This is a genomic window from Streptomyces davaonensis JCM 4913 (genome assembly GCF_000349325.1).
GTDB classification, from domain to species: domain Bacteria; phylum Actinomycetota; class Actinomycetes; order Streptomycetales; family Streptomycetaceae; genus Streptomyces; species Streptomyces davaonensis.
In genome coordinates this window covers 950,348-974,393 of sequence record NC_020504.1, presented here as the reverse complement: position 1 = coordinate 974,393, position 24,046 = coordinate 950,348, and the positions used below count along the sequence as shown (strand labels likewise).

The window sequence follows — 24,046 nt, the reverse complement described above, 5'->3', positions numbered from 1 at the left end:
CTGATGAATGCGTTCTCCAACCTCTATTGGACCTGTGACCCGCCCGCCGTCAGGCTGGAGTGACCCCGAGTCGCATCCCGCGTGAGAGCCGGAAGAGGTCACAAGCCCATGCACACCCGCCGCATCGGTGACATCGACGTCAGTGCCATCGGACTGGGCGGAATGCCCCTGTCCATCGAGGGCCGCCCCGACGAGGCCCGCGCCCTCGCCACCGTGCACGCGGCGCTCGACGCCGGTGTCACCCTGATCGACACCGCCGACGCCTACCACCTGCACGCCCACGAGGTCGGCCACAACGAGACCCTCATCGCCAAGGCCCTCGCCACCCATGACCGGGGCGCCGACGTCCTGGTCGCCACCAAGGGCGGCCATCTGCGTCCCGGCGACGGCAGCTGGACCCGCGACGGCAGCCCCGAACACCTCAAGCGGGCCTGCGAGGCGTCCCTGCGGCGGCTGGGCGTCGAGGCCATCGGGCTCTACCAGTTCCACCGCCCCGACCCGAGGGTGCCGTACGAGGACTCGGTCGGCGCGATCCGGGACCTGCTCGACGAGGGCAAGATCCGGATGGCGGGCATCTCCAACGCCGACCCCGGCCAGATCCGGCAGGCGAACGAGATCCTGGGCGGCCGGCTGGTCTCCGTGCAGAACCAGTTCTCCCCGGCCTTCCGCTCCAGCGAGCCGGAACTGCGGCTGTGTGCCGAACTCGGCATCGCCTTCCTGCCCTGGAGCCCCCTCGGCGGCATCTCCCGGGCCCGTGAACTGGGCTCCGCCTACGCCCCCTTCGCCACGGTCGCCGAGGCCCACGGAGTGAGCCCGCAGCGCGTCTGCCTGGCCTGGATGCTCGCCAAGTCGCCGGTCGTCGTCCCGATCCCCGGCTCCAGCCGCCCGGAGACGATCCGCGACTCCGTCGCCGCGGCCGAACTCACCCTCACGGCGGAGGAGATCGCGACACTGGACGCGGTGTAGCCCCGCGCGGGATGGGGAGTAAGCGCTTGCCCGAGAAAGCGCTTACCCACCCTCGTCCGCTCACCCCGAACCCTGGGAAGGACCCCCGCCCGTGGCCTCGCCGATGGAAAGACCGCTCGACCACCGCTATCGAGGCGAGCACCCCGTCCGCACCCTCGCCTACCTGCTCCGTGCCGACCGCCGTCAACTCATCGCGGCGGTCGGCGTGTTCACCGTCAAGCACAGCCCCATCTGGCTGCTGCCCCTGGTGACCGCGGAGATCATCGACACCGTGGTCGCCCACCACCCGATCAGCAGACTCTGGCTCAGCACCGGCCTGATCATGTTCATCCTGCTGGTCAACTACCCCCTGCACGTGCTTTACGTACGCCTCCTCTACGGCAGCGTCCGCCGCATGGGCACGGCCCTGCGCTCCGCGCTCTGCACCCGGATGCAGCAGCTCTCCATCGGCTACCACTCCCGGGTCAGCGCCGGAGTGCTCCAGGCCAAGGTCGTACGCGATGTGGAGACGGTCGAGCAAATGGTGCAGCAGACCGCCGAGATGGGGCTCGGCGCGACCACCGTGCTCATCGGCGGCCTGGTCATCATCGGCTTCCGCACACCGGAGTTCCTGCCCGTCTTCCTCGTCGTGGTGCCCGCCGCCGCGCTCGTCGTCGCCCGCCTCAGGGCGCGGCTGCGCACCCACAACGAACACTTCCGCCACGAGGTCGAGACCCTCTCCTCCCGCGTCACCGAGATGACCCGGCTCATCCCGGTCACCCGCGCCCACGGTCTGGAGGGCAAGGCCCTGCGCCGGATGGACGGCACCCTGCACCGGCTGCTGACCTCCGGGATGCGCCTGGACCTGGTCAACGGCCGGTTCGGCTCGCTGGCCTGGGTGGTCCTCAACGTGGTCGGCGTGCTGGTCCTCGCCGGCGCGGCCCTGATCTCGTACTACGGCGTCTGGGGCGTCACCCCCGGCGACGTCGTGATGCTCAGCGCCTTCCTGACCACCCTCACCAACTCCACGACCACCCTCGCGAGTCTCGCGCCCGTCATCACCAAGGGACTTGAGTCGGTCCGCTCGGTCGGCGAGGTGCTTCAGGCGCCCGAGCTGGAGGACAACGCGGGCAAGGCCGAACTCCGTGAGCTGCGCGGCGCCGTCACCTTCGAGAACGTCGCGCACGCCTACGACGACGAAGGCCGCGCCGCGGTCCGCGACGTCGACCTGACGGTCGAGCCCGGCGAGACCGTCGCCCTGGTCGGTGCCTCCGGTGCGGGCAAGTCCACCGTGCTGAACCTCGTCATCGGTTTCATCCGCCCCACCACCGGCCGGATCCTCCTCGACGGCACCGACATGAACACCCTCGACCTGCGCACCTACCGGCGCTTCGTCTCGGTCGTCCCGCAGGAGTCGATCCTGTTCGACGGCACGGTCCGCGAGAACGTCGCCTACGGCATGGACGACGCCGACGAGGAGAGCGTGCGCGCGGCCCTGCGGGACGCCAACGCGCTGGAGTTCGTCGACCGGCTGCCGCAGGGCCTGGGCACCCTGGTGGGGGAGCGCGGCGCCCGCCTCTCCGGCGGCCAGCGCCAGCGCCTGGCCATCGCCCGTGCCCTGATCCGGGATCCCAGGGTGCTGATCCTGGACGAGGCGACCTCGGCGCTGGACACCCGCTCCGAGGCGCTGGTGCAGCAGGCGCTCGCCCGGCTGATGCGCGGCCGCACCACGTTCGTCGTGGCGCACCGCCTGTCCACCGTGCGTGGCGCCGACCGCATCGTGGTCATGGCCGACGGCCGTATCGAGGAGGCCGGCACCCACGAGGAGCTCCTGCAGCGGGGCGGCGCCTACACCGCGCTGCACAGCGGCCAGGTCGCCTGACGGACCGTTTCCGCCCCGGTGCGCCGTCAGGCCGCGCTGCTGCGGGGGATACGGTGCGGACAGCTGCGGTCGTGGTCGCAGCCGAGGCTGGTCCACCAGCGCTCGCAGCAGGCGCCGTCGAGTTCGGCGCGCACGATGTCCTCGGCGGCGTCCGGGTCCGGCCCGGCGCCGGACGGGCCGGGCACCGTCGCCCGCCGGGCCCAGTCGGCCAGGGCCCGGCGCTGGTCGCCGATCACGCTCTCCCGCACCACCGCGATGACCGGGACGATGCTGGCGGCCGCGAACAGACACGCGGCCCACATCGGGCCGTACCAGTACTCGAGGACCGCGGTCCAGGCGAGCCCGGCGCTGGTGGCGACGTAGAGGGTGGCGAGGAGGCGGCTGGAGCTGTTCATGGGCGTACACCGTCCGTGCGATGGGGGATGCCCCTTGTCCAACGGCGAGCGGCGCCGGGGGACTCGGGTGATTTCTCACCCGGTCCCTTCGAACTCCTGTCAGGCTTGTGCGGTCTTCGTGCGGAAGGCCGTGCGATAGGCGTACGGCGTGGTGCCCACGACCTTGCGGAACCGCTCCCGGAACGCGGTGGGCGAGCCGAAACCGGCCTGCCCGGCGATCCGTTCGACGGAGTGGTCGCTGTTCTCCAGCAGGTACTGGGCCCGCCGCACCCGCGCCCGCAGCAGCCACTGCAAGGGCGTGGTCCCGGTCTGCTCGCGGAAGCGGCGGCTGAAGGTGCGCTCGCTCATCCCCGAACGGGACGCCAGTGCCGCGAGGGTGATCTCCTCGGACAGATGGTCCTCGACCCAGTCCAGCAGTGGCTCCAGGGTCGAGCCCCGGGGCACAGGCGGGTGCTCGTGCACGATGAACTGGGCCTGTCCGCCCTCCCGTTCGAGCGGCATCACGGACATTCGCGCGGCGTCGGCGGCGACCGCCGAGCCGAGGTCGCGGCGGATCATGTGCAGGCACATGTCCAGGGCGGCGGCGGCCCCGGCGGAGGTGAGGATCTGGCCGTTGTCGACGTACAGCACGTCCGGCTGCACCTCCACCCGCGGATAGTCGCGGGCCAGCAGGTCGGCGGCCACCCAGTGGGTGGTGGCGCGCAGCCCGTCCAGCAGCCCGGCCTCCGCCAGCACGAACGCGCCCACGCACACCGACGCGATCCGGGTACCGGCCTCGGCGGCCCGGCGCAGCGCGGCCAGGACCGGCTCGGAGGGCGGCGGGGCGCCCTCGGCGCGGCCCGGCACGATGATCGTGTCCGCCTCCGCCAGCGCCTCCAGGCCGCGGTCCACCCGCAGGGCGAAGCCGCAGTCGGCGCGTACCTGTGGGGTCTCGGCGCACAGGCGGACCCGGTAGGCGGGGCGGCCGTCCGGCAGCCGTGTCCAGTCGAACACCTGCATGGGTGCCGCCATGTCGAACGGCACCACGTCGTCGAGGACCAGGATCGCCACGGTGTGCATGACGGCCACGATAGGCGGGTTCCCGCCGAGGGTATGAAGGCAGGTCCAGCCGTCGCCCGGCCCGGAGGCCCAGCGCAGCCCTGTTGGCGAGAATCCGTCGGAAGCTGTCACTTCCGCCACTGTGCGATCACCCGGACCGCTCCTAGCGTGGCCGCGTACCCCAGCACATCCCCTGGCACGGAGGCGGACGCCCGCTGATGACGAAGTTCCTGCTCACCCTGCACGTCCTGGCCGCGATCGTGGCCGTCGGCCCGGTCACCGTGGCCGGCAGCATGTTTCCGCCGGCGGCGCGCACCGCCAAGGAGGGCCGGCTCGACACCGTCCGGCTGCTGCACCGGATCTGCCGGGTCTACTCCGGGATCGGCCTCGCCGTTCCCCTGTTGGGCTTTGCCACCGCCGCCTCGATGGGTGTCCTGGGCGACGCGTGGCTCGTCACGTCCATGACCCTCACGGCGGTGGCCGCGGGCGTCCTGGTGGCGTTCGTCCTGCCCCGTCAGGACGAGATCCTGGAGCAGCTCGCGGCGGAGGAGACCGTCGACCGGTCCGGGACCGTCCAGCTGGCCATGTTCACCGGCATCTTCAACCTGCTGTGGGCGACCGTCACCGTGCTCATGATCGTCCGGCCGGGCTCCACGACCGGCGCGTGACCCGGCACGAGCGCCCCCGAGTCCGCCGTAGCGCCTGATCGTCCCTCGTCAAGCCCGATCCCGGAATTAGCACCCCCGTGTGCCTGGGCGCTTACACTCGGCGGTCGTGCCCATGTGGATGGGCCGCGATACGAAAGGCGCGTTGACGGGTGTTCCAGGATTCTCCCATTTACGACCGACTGATCTCGGAGCGCGGCGACGTTCCCACGCAGGTGCGCCGGGAGGCCGAACGCGTCAGCAGGGAACTGGAGTTCGTCATGCGGCCGCTCCAGGCCTTCGGCGCCCCGCCCGCCGAACGGCCCGCCAACCCGGGCGCCGGCTGGCAGCGTTCGGCGCTGCCGCCCGGATCGCAGCTCTGACTCAGCGGACCGCCGAGTTCGCGCCGTTGAGCCGCGTCGGCCGGGGAGCCGTGGGCCGGGACAGCCACTCGGCTATGGTCCGCGCGATCGGCTGCCCGGTGTCCACCTCCACGAACCCGAACTGCCCCGACTGATTGCACTCCAGGAACCACCAGGTCCCGTCGGCGTCCTCGACGAAGTCGAAGGCACCGTAGGCCAGTTCGGCGCCCCGCAGATAGGCGTGCACACTCTCGGCGATGCGCGGCGGCACCTCGACCGGCTGCCAGGGTGCGGTGGTCGAGGCGAACCGGACGTCCACCTCGTCCGGGGGCGCGTCCGCCGCCACGGGCTTACGGGCGGCCAGCAGTCGCTCGCCCACCGCGGTGAGCCGGATGTCGGCCCGCTTGACGACGCGCCGCTGCAACAGGGTGGGGCCGAAGGCGACCGCGGTGAAGTCGGCGTCCGGGGCGACCCTGCTGGTCGGCACCGCCCGCGGCGGGTCCTGCGGATGGGCCCCGGAGACCGGCTTGACGACCAGGTCCGGGTAGCGGTCGGCGAACTCCCGGGCGGCCTGCGGGAACGTGGTGATGAGGGTGGCCGGCACCGGCAGCCCGCAGCTCTGCGCCAGCCGGAGCTGCCAGGGCTTGTGCCGGGCGCGGTGGGCGGCATCGGGGTCGTTCATCCACCGGGGGCCACCGGCGCGCAGCATGCCGTACAGCGCCTGCGCGGACTCCTCGGTCAGCCAGGCAGACGGGCGCGCCGCCCGGGCCGCCGGGATCCCCGGCCGGCGCACCCACACCGAGCGCAGCCCGTCCAGGCTCACCAGTCGCCCCCCGGACGACAGATGGCCTCGGAAGGTGCCGTGCACATACTCGCCGGACAGCGCCGCCCCATCGGTCAGGTCGGCGGGATCGAGCCGGACCACCGGCACCGCACAGGCGTTGAGGTGCACCACCACCATGTCGGCGGTGACGTCCTCTTCGGTGGTCAGAATCAACACGGTCATCGTGGCGGGTTCCGCGTTCAGTCGTCGAAGTGCGTCTTGGAGCCCGCCGTGGACGTCGTCGTCCCCAGCTCTCTCAGCAGGGCGTGGTCGCGTGCGGCGATCCGCCCGTCCGGGGTCACGTTCAACTGAAGTCCGGAGTCGTAGGCGTAGCCGGCCGTGGCCTGCGTGTCCGCTGCCGGACGTGCGTAGTTGAGCGCGAACGGTTGCATCGTCTCTCCCTCGCCGGTGCTGCTTCGATCGAGCGCGCCACCCACCCTGGGACGTCGCTCGGTCCGCCGACTTCCTTCGGCTTCCACCCACTTATACGAATCGAACGGGTGGTTGGTTTCCTTACTCTCCGTAATTGTCGATGGATCGACTGCCCGACTGCCGGTCCCAGAAGGCCCGTTGGGCCACACGCGCCTCAGCCGCCGGCACCGCGCCGACCGGCCCGTACGGGCATGGACGAGGCCCCGGGGACACGCCGTTCGGCGGACCCGCGCAGGGCGCGGAGGGCGAGCAGAAGTACGCCGATATCGTCCAAGTACACCGGATCGGGGAGTAGATCGGCCGGTAGTACGAAGTACGCGAGGGCTCCCCAGAAGACCCAGCGGGGCCCGGTCGGCAGTCCCGCGCGCCGGAGTTGGCGCCGGGTCCGCACCAGCCGGACCAGCACCGCTACGGCCACGGCCAGCACCATTGCCGCGAGGAGCGCGGCACCGACGAGCACCACTGTGGTCGAGTCCACCGAGCCCTCCTTCGGTCCGGGGCGCGCGCGGGAGCCCGTGGACGGTGCTGCACGCACGCCTCTCCTGACGGATTCCCGGCTCCGGCGCGCGTAAGGCCCGAGTGCGCCAACCGGAGCAGCCGAGCGTCCGGCGGAGCGGTGGTGGAGGGGGCTGTGGGGTGGGCGCTCATGCGCTCGGCCCACTCCGGTGGCGGGTCCGGACGGCAACGCTTAGTAATGGACTCCGTACAGCCGCGTGTCGCTTCGGGGGCGAAGCAACGGCAGAAACCCTTCCCTGGAGCCGAGCATGACCACCCGCTCTTCAACACCCACCTCGCAAGACCCCGACATACCCTCCGCCCCGCCCGAGCCCGTCGGCCAGGACCCGGTCGGCGGGCTGCTGCACGCCGCCGTGGCCGACCGGCCGGTGGAAGAGGTCGCCCAGCTCATCACCTTGCTGGAACGCTCGCCCGAGCACGCCCGGGCCACCCTCGAAGCGCTCCGCGCGGTCGGTGTGGACCGTTCCGTGGAGGACGTGACCCACCTGGTCGGTCTGCTGACCCGGCCGCCGCGCACCGCCGACAGCGCGGACGAAACGATCCGCGCCGCCGCCGAGAGGCGCTCGCTGGAGGACGTGACGCGGCTGGTGGCCCTGCTGCACCGCACCGACCTGGAGCCGCACTGCGGCCAGGAGGCCGTCCGCGCGGCGGCCACCGGACGCCCGGTGGAGGAACTCGTCGAACTGATCCGCCGGCTCACCGAGGAACGCGAACGCCCGCCGCTGCCCGAGCCCCCGCCGGAGCCGCCGGTGGCGGGCCTGGCCCCGAGGAGCCTCACACCGGGTCAGCCGCCCCGGCCACCGACCTGGCCGGGACGGCTGACCGTCGCGGCCCTCGTGGTGTGCGCGGTGGCCTGCTTCCCGCTGGGTCGGGACGGATCCTCGCTGCGGGTCTACGCCCTCGCCCTCGGCATGTCGGTGGCGTGTCTGGCGGTGGCCCTGCTGCTGACGCTGCGGATCACGGCACCGGTCCTGGCAGGCGCGGTCCTGGTCCCGGCGGCGCTGGCCGCGGCCCAACTCCTCGACGGGCGGCTGCCCTCGACGGGACTGTCCCGGGCGCTGGACCTCACCCTGGCCCCCGCCTGGGCGGCCGGACCGGCGGCGGTCTGCGCGTCCCTGGCAGCCCTGACGGCCCTGCTGGTCCACCTGACGGCACCTGGCCAGTCCCGCAAGGCGCAGGCCGCGCAGCCGGAACGCCGGGAGCCGGCGGTGGTGGGGTCCGCGCCGGAGTGACGTCGGCGCGGCGTCGTGCGGAACGGGCGGGGGCCGCGTCGGCGGAAACTTCGGCGTGGCGTCCGTCCCGCGAAGCCGCCCCGGTGGGCTGCGCAGGCGAGGCGTCCGGGCGGTGGTGCCGGGACCGGGCGCGGGGCCGCGCGTGTGAGAGGTCGGAACGGCGCCCGGCGGCGCCGCCGCGGTGGGACCCGCCCGGACCGGCCGTCAGCCGGTGCCGCGTTCCGAGGGCTCTTCGTCCCGGGCGGGTTCCGGGGCAGGGCCCGGACGCAGCGCGAGGGCGGTGGTCTTCAGCCGACCGAACGTGCGGGTCAGTTGCTGGAGCGGGGAGTCGGGCGGTGGCTGCCGGTCGGGCAGCGGGCCGACCGACTCCCGGTAGGCGGCCAGCGCCTGATGGGCCTGCTCGGCGGCCTCCCGGTACAGGTCCCGGGACTGCGTCATCGCCTCCAGCGCCTCGGCGTACATCGCCACCAGAGCGCGCTCACGGGCGAGTTCCTCCTCGAGGGTGAGCAGAGTCCATCGTTCGCGGAGGGCCGTGACGGCTTCCTCGGCGCCGGTCGGCAGTGGCTTCTCCAGAGCCGCGTACCGGGTGACGGCCGCGATCAGCTCGGCCGGTTCGGAGCCGTCCAGGAAGACGCTGCGCACGGCGAACCCGGCCGCGTCGTAGTCCGCCGGGGCCGGGGAGCCGGGCAGCACCACGGCGCCGCCCCGCGGCACCTCCACACCGGTGGCCCGCAGCGCCCAGTTCACCCAGCGCAGCTGGTGCGGGGCCGCGCGATGCTCGACCACACGGTGCCGCAGACCCGGCGGCAGCATCCCCGCGAGCGGCGTCCGCCCGCGCTGGTCCGGGGTCATCGCCTCGTGGAGGACGACATGGACGGCCCAGCCGTCACCGGCGGCGCCCTTGAGCAGGCGCCGTGCGGCCTCCTCGTCGTCCGGGAGGGGATTGAGGCCGCGCATCCGTCCACCCGTGACCGGGTCGTGGTCCCAGCCGGTGTCCGGATCCGACGGCCAGAACAGCGTGGCGGGCGAGGGCCAGCGGGGATCCCAGGGGCGCTCGGCCTCGGCCGCCAGCACCCAGGCTCCCGCGTCCGAGAGGGTCACCCGGGCCCGTACGGTCACCGTGTCCTCGACCCGCCAGCGGGCCTCGAAGACCAGCGCGTCGGCGCGCCGCTCCTCGGCCGGTTCCGTGAAGTCGTCGACGAGGCCGTCGTCCTTGTGCCGCCGCAGACACCGCCGGATCACCTCCTCGGCGGCGGAGGAGCCCGTGTGCCGGCCGTGGGCCAGCCAGATCGTGGGGGGAGTGGTGGGGCGGACGGTCGGCTTGCTTGGCATGAGTCCTGGGGGCGACGGGGGCAGAGGCTTGTACCAGTATCAGCGTCTCTGCGCCCTCATCCGTCACCGGGGTCCGCACACGGGGTGTGCGCGGACCGCTCCGGACGACCGCCGTTCACACGTGGTCCGGTCCGGCTCGCGGTCGTGACAATGGCCGGTGCGCAGGGCCCGCCCACCATCCGCATTGGGGCGGGCCCTGAGCACGTCCGTCAGCCGTGGTACTTGATGTAGCCGTTGCCGTCCGGGTCCGAGCCGCTCTTGGTGTACTTGTGCGAGTCGGCACCCGCCCCCGTGGGCTTGTACAGGTAGATCGAGTCCTTGTCGTTGTTCCAGATGAAGTTGCAGTTGTCGCGGTAGACGACGTTGTTCGCGTCGGAGTCGGTGCCGTGGCCGCCGCGCAGCTTGATCTGGTCACCGGGCTGGAGATAGTGGTTCGCGGTGAACGTGAACTTGTTCCCGGCGGCGTCCTTGACGAGGTAACCCTTCAGGTTGACCGTCTTGCTGGACGAGTAGTTCTTGATCTCCAGGTACTCGGCCTTGCTGTTGCCGGTCGTGCAGTTGTTGGAGTCGCTGCCCGGGGCGTCGTACTGCACGCCGCGGATCTTCAGGGCCGAGCTGTACTCGGTGGCCTGGGCCGGTACGGCGGCGAGCGCGCCCAGCGTGCCCGCGGCGGCGGCCGCCCCGATGAGCATGCGTATACGCATGACGAAGTCCCCCCTTGTGAAGGTTCAGTGAAGAACCCCGATCATATGTATCACTCGGGGGGCTGGGGGAGCAGAGCCCGCAACAGGCCCGGGAAGGCGCCGTCGATGTCCTCGCGGCGCAGGGCGTTCATCCGGGACGTGCCGACGTAGTACTGCCGGATCAGTCCCGCCTCGCGCAGGACGTGGAAGTGGTGCGTGGCCGTCGACTTGCTGACCGGCAGATCGAAGGTGCCGCAGGCGAGGTCCTCGCCGCCGGTGTACAGCTCGGCGACGATCCGCCGTCGTACGGGATCGACCAGCGCCTCCAGTACCTGCTGGAGGCTGACCGTCCGGATGTCCGGATGTGCGGGAATCCGCTCCCGCCCGCCTCGTCGTGTCGCCGTCATCGCGTCATCGTAGGTCACCGAAGTTCGGTGTCCATCAAAGTTTGACACCTGTCGTACTTTCGGTTTGAGTGGGTGGCCGGTGAACCATGTTGTCGGACGGGGGAGTTGGGATGGTCAAGGCGGTCCGGTTCCATGAGCTCGGTGGGCCCGAGGTGCTGCGTCTGGAGGGCGTGGACCTGAAGAACCCCGGTCCCGGAGAGCTGCTGGTGCGCATCGACGCGATCGGCCTGAACCGCGCCGAGGCATTGTTCCGCGCGGGCCACTACATAGAGCCGGTCCGGTCCTTCCCGGCCGGGCTCGGCGCGGAGGCCGCCGGAGTCGTCGAGGCGCTCGGCCCGGGCGTGACGGGGTTCGAGCCCGGTGCGCCGGTGAGCGTGCTGCCCGCCTTCTCGATGAACGACCACAGCGTCTACGCCGAGCGCGCGATCGTCCCCGCCGCAGCGGTCGTGCACCGCCCGGCAGGGCTCGGCCCGGTCGAAGGCGCCGCCGTGTGGATGGCGTATCTGACGGCGTACGGCGCACTCGTCGAGGTCGGCCGGGCGCGGCCCGGGGACACGGTCGTGCTCACCGCCGCCGCCAGCAGCGTCGGCCTGGCGGCGATCCAGGTCGCCCGCCGCGTGGGCGCGGTACCGGTCGCGACGACCCGCACCCCGGCCAAGCGTGAGGCGCTGCTGAAGGCGGGCGCGTCCGAGGTGATCGTCACCGGGGAGGAGGACGTCGTCCAACGGGTGCTCGCCGTCACCTGCGGCCGGGGCGCCGAGTTCGTCCTGGACGCCGTGGCCGGACCCGGCGTCCTGGACCTGGCCCGGGTGGTGGCCCCCGACGGGACCCTCTTCGTCTACGGCGCCCTCAGCGGCGAGGCGACCCCGTACCCCGGGGTCGACCTCGGCCTGCCCGCACTGAACATGCGCTCCTACACGGTCCACGAGACGACCCGGGACCCGCGACGGCTGCGCAGGGCCGAGGCGTTCGTCGCCTCCGGGCTGCGCGACGGCGCCTTCACCCCGGTCGTCGACCGGGTCTTCGCGCTGGACGAGATCGTCGAGGCGCACCGCTGGCTGGAGGCGGGCCGTCAGGTCGGCAAGATCGTGGTCACGGTCGACCACTGACCGGCGCCGGAGCGGCCACCGGCCGACGCCGTCGGGCCGCGAGTCCGAGCCCGGCCGCCCCGAGCGCCCCGGCGGCCGCGAGGACGCCCATCGCGTCGGCCAGGGTGCCTGCGGCGGCGGTCAGGGCCAGCACCACCAGCGGGCAGAGGAACTGGCCGATGAAGAAGGAGCCGGTCCACAGGCCGGTGCCGCGGCCCCGGTCGGAGTGGTCGAGCCGGGACATGGCGAGGGTCAGCAGGCTCGGCAGCATGATGCCGCCGCCGAAGCAGTTGATGACGGCACCCAAGGTCAGGACGAGCGGGTTCGGCGCCAGCCAGAGCACCGCGAAGCCCAGGGCGCACACCGCGAAGACACCCGGCAGCCAAGTCTCCGGTGCGCGGCCGGACTTGGCGAAGACAACGGCGCCCACGACGGTCGCCGCACTGGACGCGGCGATGGCGAGCCCGATGGCGGCCGAGTCGTCGACGCCCATGTCGTCCAGCAGGAACGCCATTTCGACCTGGACCGTGTAGAAGAGAACGGCACCGAAGACGGTCAGCGCGCAGGTCCCGGCCAGTGGGCGCCAGGGGAAGGGCCGTCGCACCGGTGCCTCCTGGTCCCGCGGGCGCTCGGCGCTCGGCCGCGGCAGGAGGACGGCCATCGCGGGCGCGAGCAGCAGGGTGACGGCGTACGCCCAGAACGGCGCGCGCCAGCCCGCCGCTCCGGCCGCGCCGCCCAGCACGAAGAACGCCGTCGCCGAGATCGACGCGCACATCGTCTGGAGGGCGAGGTAGCGGTCGCGCTGCCGCCCCGAGTAGTAGTCGCCGATCAGCGTGGTGCAGCAGGTCATGATGGCCGCCTCGACCACCCCGACCAGCGCCCGGCCGACGACGATCGCGCCGAGCGAGTCCAGCCACAGCGGGGCCGTGCCGAGGAAGGCGTACAGCACGGTGGCGACGACCAGGAGGCGTTTGCGGCCGAGCCGGTCGACGACGACCCCGGCGAAGGGGGCCAGCAGCGCGAGCGACAGCGCGGGGACGGTCAGCGCCATGGGGACCAGGGCATCGGCGCCGGGGACGCCCTCGAAGTGGTCACGCATCTTCGGCAGGACCGGGGCGATGAGCACGGCGCCGAGGATCGGCAGACAGCTGCCGGCCATCAGCAGCGCGAGGCGTGAACGGTGGCCGGGGACGCTCTCGGGTGTGGGCATGCGGGAACTCCACCTGGCGGAAGGGGGCGGGAAGCCCAGAGCGCACGCGGTGAGCGGGACCGCTGAGCGATGCGGCTCCGGGCGCCTGGTGGAGACGACTATCGGTCACCCGCAAGGTGCTGCCCAGCCCCCGTCCGACCGCGATCGAGGATGGCGATCATTCATCCCCTGGATGCCCTCGCCTCGCCGGCGGGCGTCAACTCGCCAGCCCCGCCCCCACCCGCGCCGCCGTCTCCCGCAGCCAGATGTGCGCCGCGTCATGGGTGTGCACCGGATGCCACCACAGCGCCTCCTGCACCGGCACCACCTCGTACGGCGGATCCATGACCCGCACCGCGGCCACACCGTGCAGCAGATCGGCGAGGCGGCGCTGCACGAGCGCGATCCGGCGGGTGCCGGCGACCAGGAAGGGCAGCACCTGGAAGCTGTCGACGGACACCTCGACCTGCGGATCGATGCCGAGCATGCTCAACTGCCGCGCGGCGGGCGCGTCGTAGGTGCGCTGGTAGATGACCCAGGGCAGCCGGGCCAGGTCCGCCATGGTGAGCCGGTCGCCGACCTCGTCGTTGGAGTCGGCGACCAGGAAGGCCCAGCGGTCGGCGAACAGGTCGACGGCGGGGAAGCCGCTGATGATGCCGTGCGGCATCAGCAGCCCGTCGGCCGTGCTGAGCACCGTCCCGGACTCCTCCGTCACATCGGCCGGCGTCCGCCGGAAGCGCAGCCGTACCCCGGGGGCCTCGGCGTGCACGGTACGGGCGAGTTCGGCGCCGAACACCGCGACCGCGTAGTCGGAGGAGAGCAGGGTGAACTCGTGCCGCTCGGTGCCCGGCACGAAGTCCGCCCGGCTGCTGAAGACCCGCTCCAGGAGATCGCAGGCGGTGGCGGTGCGGTCCAGCAGGGCCCGGCCGAGCGCGGTCAGTTCGTACTGTCCGCCGACGCGGGAGAGCAGTTCGTCGTCGAAGTGCCGGCGCAGCCGGGCCAGGGCCGCGCTCATCGCGGGCTGGCTGAGCCCGATGCGCTGACCGGCCCGGGTGACGTTGCGCTCCTCCAGCAGGGCACGCAGGGACAGCACGAGATTGAGGTCCAGGCCGGACAGATGCACTGCTGCCTCCGGAACACGGGCCGCGCAAGCCTGCCACGGCACTATTCACACGATGGATGATCCTCATCATAAGAATCGATTTCCCAGATTGCGGGATGCGGAGCCAGATTAGTCGCACCGCAACCAGGAGGACACGCCAGTGAAACCCGCAGCCCCTTCCGCGCCCTTCGCCCTCGGTACCCTCTCCGCCCCTGGCCAGGCCCCTTTCCCCGCCCTGGTGACTCCTGAGCAGCGTGCCGCGGACCTGCGCACCGCCCTCGGCGACCCCGCGCTGACGGCCCGCGCGGTGTTCGAGCGCTGGGACGAGGTGCAGCCCCGCCTGCGCGCCCTGGCGGCCGACCCGGAAGCCGCCTGGCAGCCCCTCGACGGTCTGACCGTGCACGCCCCCGTCGAGCCCCGCCAGGTCTTCCAGTCCGGCGCCAACTACCGGCAGCACGTCATCGATCTGGAGGTCGCCCATCGCGCGCCCGACGATCCGCGCACGGTGGAGGAGGCCCGGACCGAGATCGCCGCGATCATGGACCGGCGCGCCGCCGAGGACCTGCCGTACGTCTTCATCGGCCTGCCGAGTGCGATCACCGGTCCCTACGACGATGTCCTCCTGCCCGCCTGGGCCGAACAGCCCGACTGGGAACTGGAGTTGGCGGCGGTGATCGGCAGGCCCGCTTACCGGGTCCCCGTCGAGGAAGCCCTGGACCACATCGCCGGGTACACCATCGCCAACGACCTCACCGACCGGGCCACCGTCTTCCGCCGGGACATGAAGGCCATCGGCACCGACTGGCTGCGCAGCAAGAACGCGCCCGGCTTCACCCCGCTCGGCCCCTGGATCGTCCCGGCCGAATCGGTCACGGACCCCGGCGAACTGCGCGTCACGCTGAAGCTCAACGGCGAGACCATGCAGGACGAGTCCACCAAGGACATGATCTTCGGCGTCGCCCGCATGGTGTCGTACGCCTCCCAGGCCGCCCAACTCCTGCCCGGGGACCTGGTGCTGACGGGCAGTCCGGCCGGTAACGGCATGCACTGGGGGCGGCTGCTGCGCGACGGCGACGTCATGGAGGGGTCCATCACCGGTCTCGGCGTCCAGCGCACCCGCTGTGTGGGGGAGTCCGCGTGAACCGCCACGACCCCGAGGGCGCCGTCGCCGAGGCGGCCAAGGCGTACTCCAACTGGGGGCGTTGGGGTGCGGACGACGTCCTCGGCACCCTCAACTTCCTTGACGCGGCCAAGCGCCGCGAGGGCGCCGCACTCGTCCGGCGCGGCGTGAGCTTCTCGCTGGCGCAGCGCTTCGACATGGACGGCCCGCAGAAGGGCTGGCGGCGCCGCACCAACCCCGTGCACACCATGCTGGACACCGGCACAGACGCGGCCCTCGGCAACCAGGGCTTCCCGCACGGCATCGGCGGCGCCGACGACGTGATCGCCATGCCGCTCCAGTGCTCCACCCAGTGGGACGGCCTCGGGCACATCTTCGACCACGGCAGGGCCTGGAACGGCCGCGCCGCCGAGCAGGTCGTCACCTCCGACGGTGATCTCGTCACCGGCATCGAGCACATGGCGCCGTACGTCGCCGGACGGGGCGTGCTCCTCGATGTGGGCCGAGTGCTCGGCACCGACGGCGAGTTGCCCGACGGTTTCGCCATCACCGAGGAGCACCTCACCGCGACCGCCGAGGCGCACGGCGTCACCGTCGGCCGCGGCGACCTGGTCGTCGTTCGCACCGGGCAGCTCACCCGCGCCCGCCGCGAGGGCTGGGGCGACTACGCGGGCGGCGCCGCCCCCGGCCTGTCCTTCACCACGGCCGGCTGGCTGCACCGCACCGAGATCGCGGCCGTCGCCACCGACACCTGGGGCTTCGAGGTACGGCCCAACGAGTTCGAGCACGCCTTCCAGCCGCTGCACCAGGTCGCCATCCCCAACATGGGCCTGCTCATCGGCGAGATGTGGGACCCTGACGCGCTCGCCGAGGACTGCGCGCACGACGGCGTCCACGAGTTCTGGCTCACCGCGGCACCCCTGCCCATCACCGGAGCCGTCGGCTCCCCCGTCAACCCCGTCGCAGTCAAGTGACCCGTCCAACGAAGGAGTTGGCCATGGGAAGAGAGAAGACCGTCCTCGTCGTCGGAGGCGGAACGTCCGGCAACGCCCTGACCGTCCTGCTCCGCCGCGCGGGCATCGCCGTGGACCTCGTCGAGGCGAAGGACGACTGGAACGTGCGCGGCTCCGGCATCACCCTCCAGGGCAACGCCCTGCGCGTGCTGCGTGAGATCGGCGTCTGGGAGGAGATCCGCGCCCATGGCTTCTGCTTCGACTCCGTCGGCCTGACCGCCCCCGACGGCACCGTCCTGCACATCAACGAGGACCTCCGCACCGGCGGCGACGACCTCCCCGCCACCCTCGGCATGCAGCGGCCGGTCCTCCAGCGCATCCTCACCGACGCCGTGCGCGCCTCGGGTGCCCGCGTCCGCCTCGGCACCACCGCCGAGAGCATCACCCAGGACGGCACCGGCGTCACCGTCCGCCTCAGCGACGGCACCGAGCACCGCTACGACCTGGTCGTGGCCGCCGACGGCCTGAACTCCACGACCCGCGCGGCCGTCGGCATCGACGACAGACCCACCCCCACCGGCATGGCCATCTGGCGCGTCCAGGCACCCCGCCCCGCCGAAGTGACCCGCACCGACCTCGCCCACGGCGGCCCCTGCCACATCGCCGGATACACCCCCACAGGACCGGACACCCTCTACGCCTACCTCGTCGAACCCCACCGCGACCGCGCCGCCATTCCGCCCGAGAACTACGCGCGGGAGATGTCCCGGCTGGCCGAGGGCTACGGCGGCGCCTGGGACGAGATCCGCGCCTCGATCACCGACCCGGCGCAGGTCAACTACACCTGGTTCGACCAACTCCTCGTCGAGGGCTCCTGGCACCGGGGCCGCGTCGTCCTCGTCGGCGACGCCGCCCACTGCTGCCCGCCCACCCTGGCCCAGGGCGCCGCGATGGCCCTGGAGGACGCCTGGGTGCTGGCCCAGCTCCTCACCGGCGCCGCGGACTGGGACGACGAACTCCTCACCCGCTACCACGAGCGGCGCATCGAACGAGTCCGCACGGTCGTCGAGGCGTCCGTGCGGATCGGGCAGTGGCAGCTCGACGGCGTACGAGGCGACCTCCCCGGGCTGATGGGCACCACCATGGCCGCGCTGAAGGAACTGCCGTGACGACACCCACGGTTGATGTGCACGCGCACGTCCTGCTGCCCGAAGTCGACGCCCTCGTCGCCGGACTGCCCGGACATGCCCAGGCCAAGGAACTCGACGCCCGCCGCAACGGCCCCATGGCCCTCGCCGTCAACGGGCCCATGGTCGGCGCCCGCATCCCACACCTGACCGACGTCACCGCCCGCCTGACCGCGATGGACGCCCAGGGCGTCGACATCCAGCTCGTCAGCCCCTCCCCGTCGCACTACCACCCCTGGACCGACGAGGAGACGGCCGAGAAGATCTCCCGGCTCGCGAACGAGGCCACCGCCGCGCACTGCGCCCACGCACCCGAGCGGCTGTACGGACTCGGACTCGTCCCGCTCCAACACCCCAAGCTCGTCGTACCCGCCCTTGAACATGCCCTGGAGCAGGGCCTGTTGGGCGTGGAGATCTCCAGCCACGCACCCGGACGGGAGCTGTCGGACCCGGCGTACGAGCCACTGTGGGCGCGCGCCGAGAAGACGGGGGCGCTTCTCTTCCTGCACCCCTTCGGCTGCACCCTCGACGAGCGGCTGAACCGCTGGTACCTGTCCAACACCGTCGGCCAGCCCACCGAGAACGCCGTCGCGCTCTCCCATCTGATCTTCTCCGGGGTCCTGGACCGGTACCCGGGGCTGAAGCTGATCGCCGCGCACGGGGGCGGCTATCTCCCCACCCACATCGGCCGCTCGGACCACGCCTGGCGGGTCCGCCCCGACGCCCGCGGCTGCGGGCGCGAGCCCAGCAGCTATCTGCGGCAGCTGTACTTCGACTCCCTCGTCCACGACCCGCACACCCTGCGGGAGCTGGTGCGGGCGGCGGGCCCGGACCGGGTGCTGCTCGGCTCCGACTTCCCCTTCGACATGGGCACCGAGGACCCGCTCGGCGCCCTGCGCGCCGCGCACCTGTCCGACGCCGACTTCCACGCCGTACGAGGCGGCAACGCCGCTGCCCTGCTCCCCAAGGAGTGACACCATGCGCCTGCTCACCCATCTGCGGCACGTCGACCTCGCCGTGCCCGACTACGACAAGCAGCTCGACTTCTACGCCGGCGTCTGGGGCCTGACCAAGGTCGCCGAGGACTCCGGCATCTCCTTCCTCGCCGCCGAGGGCTCGCCCGAGCAGTACGTCGTCCGCCTGCGCAGGGCCGAGGAGAAGCGCCTCGACCTCGTCTCCTACGGCGCCGCGAGCCCGGCCGACGTGGACACGCTCGCCGAGCGACTGCTCGCGGGCGGAGTCGAGTTGATCTCCCGGCCGGGCAAGGTCGACACCCCCGGCGGCGGTTACGGCTTCCGCTTCTTCGACGTCGACGGACGCTCCGTCGAGGTCTCCGCCGAGGTGGAGGTGCGACAGCACCGCAGGATCGAGGAGAAGGAGTCGATCCCGGTCAAGCTGTCGCACGTGGTCCTCAACTCCCCGGATCTCAACCGGACTCGGGAGTGGTACGAGCGTCACCTCGGCTTCCGGCTCTCCGACACGCTCAGCTCACCGCACATGGGCGAGGTCATGCACTTCCTGCGGATCAGCAACCAGCACCATTCCATGGCCATCGCCCAAGGTCCGCACACCTCCCTGCACCACGTCTCCTTCGAGATGCGCGGCCTGGACGAGTACATGCGCGGCTCGGGCCGGGTGATGCGCGCCGGCTTCCGGAAGGTCTGGGGGCCGGGACGGCACATGGCGGGCGACAACACCTTCACCTACTTCCTCGACCCGCACGGCAACACCGTCGAGTACACGACCGAGTTGGAGGAACTGGACGAGGACACCTGGCATCCGCACGTCTACGACTTCTCGCAGCCCGAGGTCACCGACCAGTGGGGCACCGCGAACCCGATGAACGAACTGGTCGCCAAGGAGTCCTTCAACGACGTCGACCGCGGCTGCTTCGTCGCCCCGCCGGTGTGAGGCCCGCATGCGCATAGCCACCTATCTGCACGAGGGCCGCCGCTGCCACGGCATCGTCGAGGACGACACCGTGCGCGCCCTGCCCGAGGGAACCTCACCGGTGCAAGCGGCGTACGGGACACGGCCGGTGGGCCCTCCCGTGCCCCTGGCGGACGTACGCCTGCTGGCGCCCCTGGAGCCCGCCACCCTGCGGGACTTCGTCACCTTCGAGGAACACGTCGAAGGCGTACGACGGTCCGTGGACGGCGTCGGAGGGGTGCCCGAGGCCTGGTACGACGCGCCGACGTTCTACTTCACCAACCCGTACGCGGTGATCGGCCCGTACGACGACGTGCCCGTGCCGCCGGGATCGTCGCTGCTGGACTTCGAGCTCGAAGTCGCCGCCGTCATCGGCCGGGAGGGCCGTGACCTCACCCCGGAGCGGGCCCGCGACCACATCGTCGGCTACACGATCCTCAACGACTGGTCCGCACGCGATCTCCAGTCCCGGGAGATGCAGGTCCGGCTCGGCCCCTGCAAGGGCAAGGACACGGCCGCCACGCTGGGGCCGTACCTGGTCACCGCCGATGAACTGGAGCCGTACCGGGACGGCGACGGGTTCCTTCGGCTGGCCCTGACCGCCGCCGTGAACGGCGAGGTCGTCGGCGAGGATCTGCTGTCCAACATGAGCTGGACCTTCGAGGAGATGGCCGCCTACGCCTCGCGGGGCACCCTCGTCCGGCCGGGTGACGTCCTCGGCTCGGGCACCTGCGGCAACGGCGGCTGCCTGGCGGAATTGTGGGGCGTGCGGGGCGAGCAGTCACCGCCGCCGCTTAAGCCCGGGGACACCGTCACGCTCACCGTCGAGGGCATCGGGACCGTCTCGAACACGGTCGTCGCCGGCGCCGATCCGGTGCCGCTGCCGACCGCCCGGCTCCGCCGCCGGGAGCGGCCATGACCGGACTGCACGGCAAGGTCGTCGTGGTGACCGGCGCCGCGCGCGGCCAGGGCGCCGCCGAAGCCGACGCCCTGACCCGGGCCGGCGCCCGGGTCGTCGCCACGGACCTGGAGCCCGCCGGCGACTGCCGCCGCCTCGACGTCACCAGCGCGGAGGAGTGGGCGCGACTGGCCGCGGCACTGGCGGAGTCGTACGGCCAGGTCCACGGGCTGGTCAACAACGCCGGAATCACCTGGCGGGCCCGCCTGGACGCCGTACGCCCCGAGGACTTCGCCCGGGTCCACGCGGTCAACGTCACCGGCCCACTCCTCGGCATCCAGCACCTCGCTCGGCTGATGCCGTCCGGCGCGTCGATCGTGAACGTCGGCTCCTCGGCCGCGCTCACCGGGCACTACCCGGTGGCGTACACGGCGAGCAAATGGGCGCTGCGCGGGCTGTCGAAGGCGGCGGCGACGGAGCTGGGGCCGCGCGGCATCCGGGTGAACACCGTCCACCCCGGGTTCATCGAGACGGACATGACCGCCTCCGCCGCCCCGGCCTTCCGCGCGGCGAACCTGCGGGAGACACCGCTCGGCCGGACCGGCACGGTGGACGAGGTGGCCGCTGTGGTGGTGTTCCTGCTCTCCGACGCGGCCTCCTTCATCACCGGCGCCGAGATCCCGGTCGACGGCGGCCTCACCGCGCACGGCGGGGTGAAGTCGATCTCGGACGCGCTTCAGTAGCGCTGCGCCTTGGCGATCGCCGCCGTCAGCTTCGGCTCGGGAGGCTTGCGGCTGATGGCGAGGGGCTGGGCCCGCTCCCCGGGCTCCAGGTCCTCCGCGCCGACGTAACGGGTCTCCACGACGTTGCCGTCGGAGTCGCTGAAGTCGACCTGCACGGCGTAGGAGGCGGTCTGGTCCGTGCTGTTGGTGATGTTGACGACCACGGCGAGCAGTCCGCCGGTGTCCGCCCGGGGCTTTCCGGTGAGGGAGACGTCGGCCGTGGCGTTGCCGCGCCCCTCGACGTCCTTCAACTGCTCCTGCGCGGCGGCGTTGGCGCGGGCCACCTCGGCGGAGACGGAGGCCTCGAACTCCGAGGCGCGCGCCGAGACGGACGAGGCCACCGCGGACAGGGACGCCTTGACCGACTCGGCCAGCGACTCCAGTGCGGTCGGCGCGGTGCCGGAGAAGTCCGCGGTGTTGGGAGCCGTACGGGTCCTGGTGGCCGCGGTGTCGCCGCTGTCGTCGTCGTCCGAACCGCACGACACGAGCGAGACCGCGCTCAGGGCGGCGACCAGGATTCCGGCCACCGCCATGGCCACCGAACGGGTCCGGGACGGGCTTCTCGGTCGCAGGGGGCCTGTGCGCATGGCCGGTGATCCTTCCCATCGGGCTCTCACGTCCTACCGGCCACATCGTGCACGACGTGTAGTCGGGCAGCCACTCGGCGCTGTCGGTGCCGTGGACCACGAAGGGCCCGGGGCACACGGCCCCGGGCCCTTCGTGTCGTACGGATCAGGCGCCGCTCGCGCGGAGCATGTCCTCGCGCTCGACGATCTTCACGCGCTCCCGGCCCTCGGGCTCGCCCAGCGCCTTCTCGGCGGCGTCCAGCCGGTACCAGCCCTCCCAGGTGGTGAAGCGGATCTCGCGCTCGGCGAGGAACGCCTCCACGGCCTCCGGCTCGGGCGTGCCCGGCGTGCGGAGCCGGCCGCCCGCGAAGTCCTCCAGCAGGTTCGCCACCGTCTCGTTGGCGTCGCCCTTGGTGTGGCCGATGAGGCCCACCGGGCCGCGGCGGATCCAGCCGGTGACGTACGTCGAGTCCAGGTGCTCGCCGGTCTCCTGCATGACCCGGCCGCCCTCGTCCGGGACGGTGCCCGACTCGATGTCCCAGGGCAGCTTGGGCAGCTTGTCGGAGAGGTAGCCGACGGCGCGGTAGACGGCGCTCACGTCCCAGTCGTGGAACTCGCCGGTGCCCTTGACGTTGCCGGTGCCGTCCAGCTCGGTGCGCTCGGTGCGCAGGCCGACGACCTTGCCGTCCTCGCCGAGGATCTCCACCGGCGACTCGAAGAAGTGCAGGAACAGTTTGTGCGGGCGGTCGCCGATGTCGCGGATCGCCCAGTTCTCCAGGGTCTTGGCGACCATGTCGACCTGCTTGTTGGAGCGCCGCTGCTCGACGGAGCCCTCGTCGTAGTCGATGTCCTCGGGGTTGACGATGACCTCGATGTTGGGGGAGTGGTCCAGCTCGCGCAGCTCCATCGGGCTGAACTTCGCCTGTGCCGGGCCGCGGCGGCCGAAGACGTGGATCTCCACGGCCTTGTTGGCCTTGAGGCCCTCGTGAACGTTCGGCGGGATCTCGGTCGGCAGCAGCTCGTCCGCGGTCTTGGCGAGGATGCGGGAGACATCGAGCGCCACATTGCCCACGCCCAGGACGGCGACCTTCTCCGCCTCCAGCGGCCAGGTGCGCGGCACGTCCGGGTGGCCGTCGTACCAGGACGCGAAGTCGGCGGCGCCGTAGGAACCGTCCAGCTCGACGCCCGGTATCCGCAGTTCGCGGTCGGCCATCGCGCCGGTGGAGAAGATGACCCCGTCGTAGAAGGCGCGCAGATCGTCCAGGTGCACATCGGTGCCGTAGTCCACGTTGCCGAAGAGGCGGACCTGGGGCTTGTCGAGGACCTGGTGCAGGGCCGTGATGATGCCCTTGATGCGGGGGTGGTCGGGGGCGACGCCGTAACGGATCAGGCCGAACGGGGCCGGCATGCGCTCGAAGATGTCGATGGAGACACCGGGCTCGGCGGCCACATCGGACTTGAGCAGCGCGTCGGCGGCGTAGATCCCGGCGGGGCCGGCTCCGACAATGGCTACCCGCAGGGGGCGGGGCATGATCAGGTTCCCTTCGAGCGATGACAAGCAACTCGACGGGAAGCCTAAGTTAAGGCAACCCTAAGTCGGTACGCGGGTCCGGTCTATGAGCTCATAAGCTGGGTTTATGAGCGGTTCCGGGCCGCACCGGGGCCGGGTCGCCGGGCCCCGATGCGGTTGATTCCAGGGGCAGTTCAGCCGATGTGGTAGCTGTCCCCGTACACCTTCCAGTCCAGTGGCGGGTTGAGGTCGAGGTTGCCCTGGCGCAGGAAGACGCGCTGAGCCGTGTCCACCCGGCTGGTGTCGCTGTGCGCCTCCTCCTGCTTCATCGCCCACACCCGGGCGTCGAGGAAGGCGTGCAGGTAGCGCACCTCGTCGCCGCCCTGGGCGGGCGGCCGCGCGCTCTGGAGGGCCCGCCTGCGGATGCTGCCGAAGCTGAGGCGGTCGGAGCCGCCGCCGTGCATGACGATGGCGTCGTAGTACGCGAACTGCCCGAGCGCGCGCAGCCCGTCCGCCTTGCCCTGCCGTACGGCCGGGTCGAAGTACACCCGGTCCCGTTCGTCGTTCTGCGCCTGCTGGAAGGCGCGGTCCTGGGCCGCCCTGCGCCAGTCCCGGGGGTAGTCGGGGTCCAGGCCCGCGTGCGAGTCGGTGCCGTCGACCGCGCGCAGCGCGGGGAGGTACTTGGCGAGCACGTTGCCGGGGCTGCGGTCGGTGTACAGCTCGACCAGGTCGAGCATGTCGCCGGTGCCGGAGCAGAAGCCGATGATCCCGGCCGTGTAGCCGCGGCCGTCGCCGATGTCCTCGATGTACTTGTACTGCGCCTTCCAGTCGAGCGAGGAGTTCTCCGCGCTCGACACCAGCTTCATGGCGATCTCCTTCTTCGCCGGGTCGTCGAGCCCGGGCGCGCGGACGGCGCCCGCGTGTCCGGCGTTGAGCAGGGGGATCGCGGCAGTCGAGGCGACTGTCGCGGCGAGCAGGGTGCGGCGGGTCGGGTGCCTCACGGGGGCTCCAAGTGGGGGGTGGGGGTGGGG

Annotated in this window: 26 protein-coding genes; 13 read left to right on the top strand and 13 right to left on the bottom strand. The window is 71.9% G+C overall.

The features are described 5' to 3' along the window. Nucleotides 1-108: 108 nt before the first annotated feature. Together BN159_RS04295 and BN159_RS04290 are read left to right on the top strand one after the other, a co-directional pair. The gene (locus BN159_RS04295) at nt 109-966 is read left to right on the top strand and encodes an aldo/keto reductase (protein WP_015655679.1); all 858 of its coding nucleotides are present in this window, start codon (nt 109-111) and stop codon (nt 964-966) included. Nucleotides 967-1,057: 91 nt separating this feature from the next. Then, nucleotides 1,058-2,827: an ABC transporter ATP-binding protein gene (locus tag BN159_RS04290; protein WP_015655678.1), complete on the top strand. Its 1,770-nt coding sequence runs from the start codon at nt 1,058-1,060 to the stop codon at nt 2,825-2,827. A gap of 26 nt (nt 2,828-2,853) precedes the next feature. On the opposite strand, the gene BN159_RS04285 is transcribed toward BN159_RS04290, so the two are convergent. Further along, nucleotides 2,854-3,222, bottom strand: coding sequence for a hypothetical protein (locus BN159_RS04285; RefSeq protein WP_015655677.1), 369 nt, complete (start codon nt 3,220-3,222; stop codon nt 2,854-2,856). A gap of 99 nt (nt 3,223-3,321) precedes the next feature. Then, on the bottom strand, nt 3,322-4,281 hold the full coding sequence (locus BN159_RS04280; RefSeq protein ID WP_015655676.1) for a GlxA family transcriptional regulator: 960 nt from the start codon (nt 4,279-4,281) through the stop codon (nt 3,322-3,324). 197 nt (nt 4,282-4,478) lie between these two features. Between BN159_RS04280 and BN159_RS04275 the strand changes: the two genes are divergently transcribed. Then, the gene (locus BN159_RS04275) at nt 4,479-4,928 is read left to right on the top strand and encodes an integral membrane protein (RefSeq protein ID WP_015655675.1); all 450 of its coding nucleotides are present in this window, start codon (nt 4,479-4,481) and stop codon (nt 4,926-4,928) included. A gap of 149 nt (nt 4,929-5,077) precedes the next feature. After that, nucleotides 5,078-5,287, top strand: coding sequence for a hypothetical protein (locus BN159_RS04270; protein WP_015655674.1), 210 nt, complete (start codon nt 5,078-5,080; stop codon nt 5,285-5,287). Between the two features lies 1 nt (nt 5,288). Here BN159_RS04270 and tgmB read toward each other — a convergent pair whose 3' ends face one another. From tgmB to BN159_RS04255, 3 genes are all read right to left on the bottom strand, one after another. After that, nucleotides 5,289-6,272 carry an ATP-grasp ribosomal peptide maturase gene (gene tgmB / locus BN159_RS04265; RefSeq protein WP_015655673.1) on the bottom strand — a complete coding sequence of 328 codons (984 nt, stop codon included), beginning with the start codon at nt 6,270-6,272 and terminating at the stop codon, nt 5,289-5,291. 17 nt (nt 6,273-6,289) lie between these two features. Further along, a complete protein-coding gene (tgmA, locus tag BN159_RS04260) occupies nt 6,290-6,481 on the bottom strand; it encodes a putative ATP-grasp-modified RiPP (RefSeq protein ID WP_015655672.1) in 192 nt (63 codons plus the stop codon). 194 nt (nt 6,482-6,675) lie between these two features. Then, a complete protein-coding gene (locus BN159_RS04255) occupies nt 6,676-6,999 on the bottom strand; it encodes a DUF1232 domain-containing protein (protein ID WP_015655671.1) in 324 nt (107 codons plus the stop codon). Nucleotides 7,000-7,285: 286 nt separating this feature from the next. On the opposite strand from BN159_RS04255, the gene BN159_RS04250 reads away from it, so the two are divergent. Next, complete coding sequence (locus BN159_RS04250) at nt 7,286-8,269, top strand: hypothetical protein (RefSeq protein ID WP_015655670.1); 984 nt, start codon at nt 7,286-7,288, stop codon at nt 8,267-8,269. 204 nt (nt 8,270-8,473) lie between these two features. Here BN159_RS04250 and BN159_RS04245 read toward each other — a convergent pair whose 3' ends face one another. The 3 genes from BN159_RS04245 to BN159_RS04235 form a co-directional block, all read right to left on the bottom strand. Beyond that, complete coding sequence (locus tag BN159_RS04245) at nt 8,474-9,601, bottom strand: hypothetical protein (RefSeq protein ID WP_015655669.1); 1,128 nt, start codon at nt 9,599-9,601, stop codon at nt 8,474-8,476. A gap of 209 nt (nt 9,602-9,810) precedes the next feature. Next, nucleotides 9,811-10,305, bottom strand: a complete 495-nt coding sequence (locus tag BN159_RS04240) for a lamin tail domain-containing protein (RefSeq protein ID WP_015655668.1) — start codon at nt 10,303-10,305, stop codon at nt 9,811-9,813. Between the two features lie 50 nt (nt 10,306-10,355). Next, on the bottom strand, nt 10,356-10,691 hold the full coding sequence (locus BN159_RS04235; RefSeq protein WP_041820798.1) for an ArsR/SmtB family transcription factor: 336 nt from the start codon (nt 10,689-10,691) through the stop codon (nt 10,356-10,358). A 110-nt stretch (nt 10,692-10,801) separates the two neighbouring features. Between BN159_RS04235 and BN159_RS04230 the strand changes: the two genes are divergently transcribed. Beyond that, on the top strand, nt 10,802-11,800 hold the full coding sequence (locus BN159_RS04230) for a zinc-dependent alcohol dehydrogenase family protein (RefSeq protein ID WP_015655666.1): 999 nt from the start codon (nt 10,802-10,804) through the stop codon (nt 11,798-11,800). Here the strand turns inward: BN159_RS04230 and BN159_RS04225 are convergent. Beyond that, on the bottom strand, nt 11,784-12,989 hold the full coding sequence (locus BN159_RS04225; RefSeq protein WP_015655665.1) for an MFS transporter: 1,206 nt from the start codon (nt 12,987-12,989) through the stop codon (nt 11,784-11,786). The two genes, BN159_RS04230 and BN159_RS04225, sit on opposite strands and share 17 nt — an antisense overlap. Nucleotides 12,990-13,185: 196 nt before the next feature. Beyond that, a complete protein-coding gene (locus BN159_RS04220) occupies nt 13,186-14,091 on the bottom strand; it encodes a LysR family transcriptional regulator (RefSeq protein ID WP_015655664.1) in 906 nt (301 codons plus the stop codon). Nucleotides 14,092-14,230: 139 nt separating this feature from the next. Here BN159_RS04220 and BN159_RS04215 point away from each other — a divergent pair, with 139 nt between their 5' ends. Genes BN159_RS04215 through BN159_RS04185 form a run of 7 tightly spaced genes read left to right on the top strand, consistent with a single transcriptional unit; the run spans nt 14,231 to nt 20,900 of the window. Beyond that, nucleotides 14,231-15,211: a fumarylacetoacetate hydrolase family protein gene (locus BN159_RS04215; RefSeq protein WP_015655663.1), complete on the top strand. Its 981-nt coding sequence runs from the start codon at nt 14,231-14,233 to the stop codon at nt 15,209-15,211. Continuing rightward, entirely contained in the window at nt 15,208-16,164 is a 957-nt protein-coding gene (locus BN159_RS04210) for a cyclase family protein (protein ID WP_015655662.1), read from the top strand. Before BN159_RS04215 ends, BN159_RS04210 begins: the two co-directional genes overlap by 4 nt. A 23-nt stretch (nt 16,165-16,187) precedes the next feature. Beyond that, nucleotides 16,188-17,312 carry an FAD-dependent oxidoreductase gene (locus BN159_RS04205; RefSeq protein ID WP_015655661.1) on the top strand — a complete coding sequence of 375 codons (1,125 nt, stop codon included), beginning with the start codon at nt 16,188-16,190 and terminating at the stop codon, nt 17,310-17,312. Continuing rightward, nucleotides 17,309-18,304, top strand: coding sequence for an amidohydrolase family protein (locus BN159_RS04200; RefSeq protein ID WP_015655660.1), 996 nt, complete (start codon nt 17,309-17,311; stop codon nt 18,302-18,304). The genes BN159_RS04205 and BN159_RS04200 overlap by 4 nt, the downstream gene beginning before the upstream one ends. A 4-nt stretch (nt 18,305-18,308) precedes the next feature. Beyond that, nucleotides 18,309-19,241, top strand: coding sequence for a VOC family protein (locus tag BN159_RS04195; RefSeq protein WP_015655659.1), 933 nt, complete (start codon nt 18,309-18,311; stop codon nt 19,239-19,241). Nucleotides 19,242-19,248: 7 nt separating this feature from the next. Next, entirely contained in the window at nt 19,249-20,178 is a 930-nt protein-coding gene (locus tag BN159_RS04190; protein ID WP_015655658.1) for a fumarylacetoacetate hydrolase family protein, read from the top strand. Next, entirely contained in the window at nt 20,175-20,900 is a 726-nt protein-coding gene (locus tag BN159_RS04185) for an SDR family NAD(P)-dependent oxidoreductase (protein WP_015655657.1), read from the top strand. Before BN159_RS04190 ends, BN159_RS04185 begins: the two co-directional genes overlap by 4 nt. Here BN159_RS04185 and BN159_RS04180 read toward each other — a convergent pair. From BN159_RS04180 to BN159_RS04170, 3 genes are all read right to left on the bottom strand, one after another. Beyond that, nucleotides 20,894-21,526 carry an FxLYD domain-containing protein gene (locus tag BN159_RS04180; protein WP_015655656.1) on the bottom strand — a complete coding sequence of 211 codons (633 nt, stop codon included), beginning with the start codon at nt 21,524-21,526 and terminating at the stop codon, nt 20,894-20,896. The two genes, BN159_RS04185 and BN159_RS04180, sit on opposite strands and share 7 nt — an antisense overlap. A 145-nt stretch (nt 21,527-21,671) precedes the next feature. Then, on the bottom strand, nt 21,672-23,036 hold the full coding sequence (locus BN159_RS04175; protein WP_015655655.1) for an FAD-dependent oxidoreductase: 1,365 nt from the start codon (nt 23,034-23,036) through the stop codon (nt 21,672-21,674). 173 nt (nt 23,037-23,209) lie between these two features. Further along, entirely contained in the window at nt 23,210-24,016 is an 807-nt protein-coding gene (locus BN159_RS04170) for a chitosanase (protein ID WP_015655654.1), read from the bottom strand. Nucleotides 24,017-24,046: the final 30 nt, after the last annotated feature.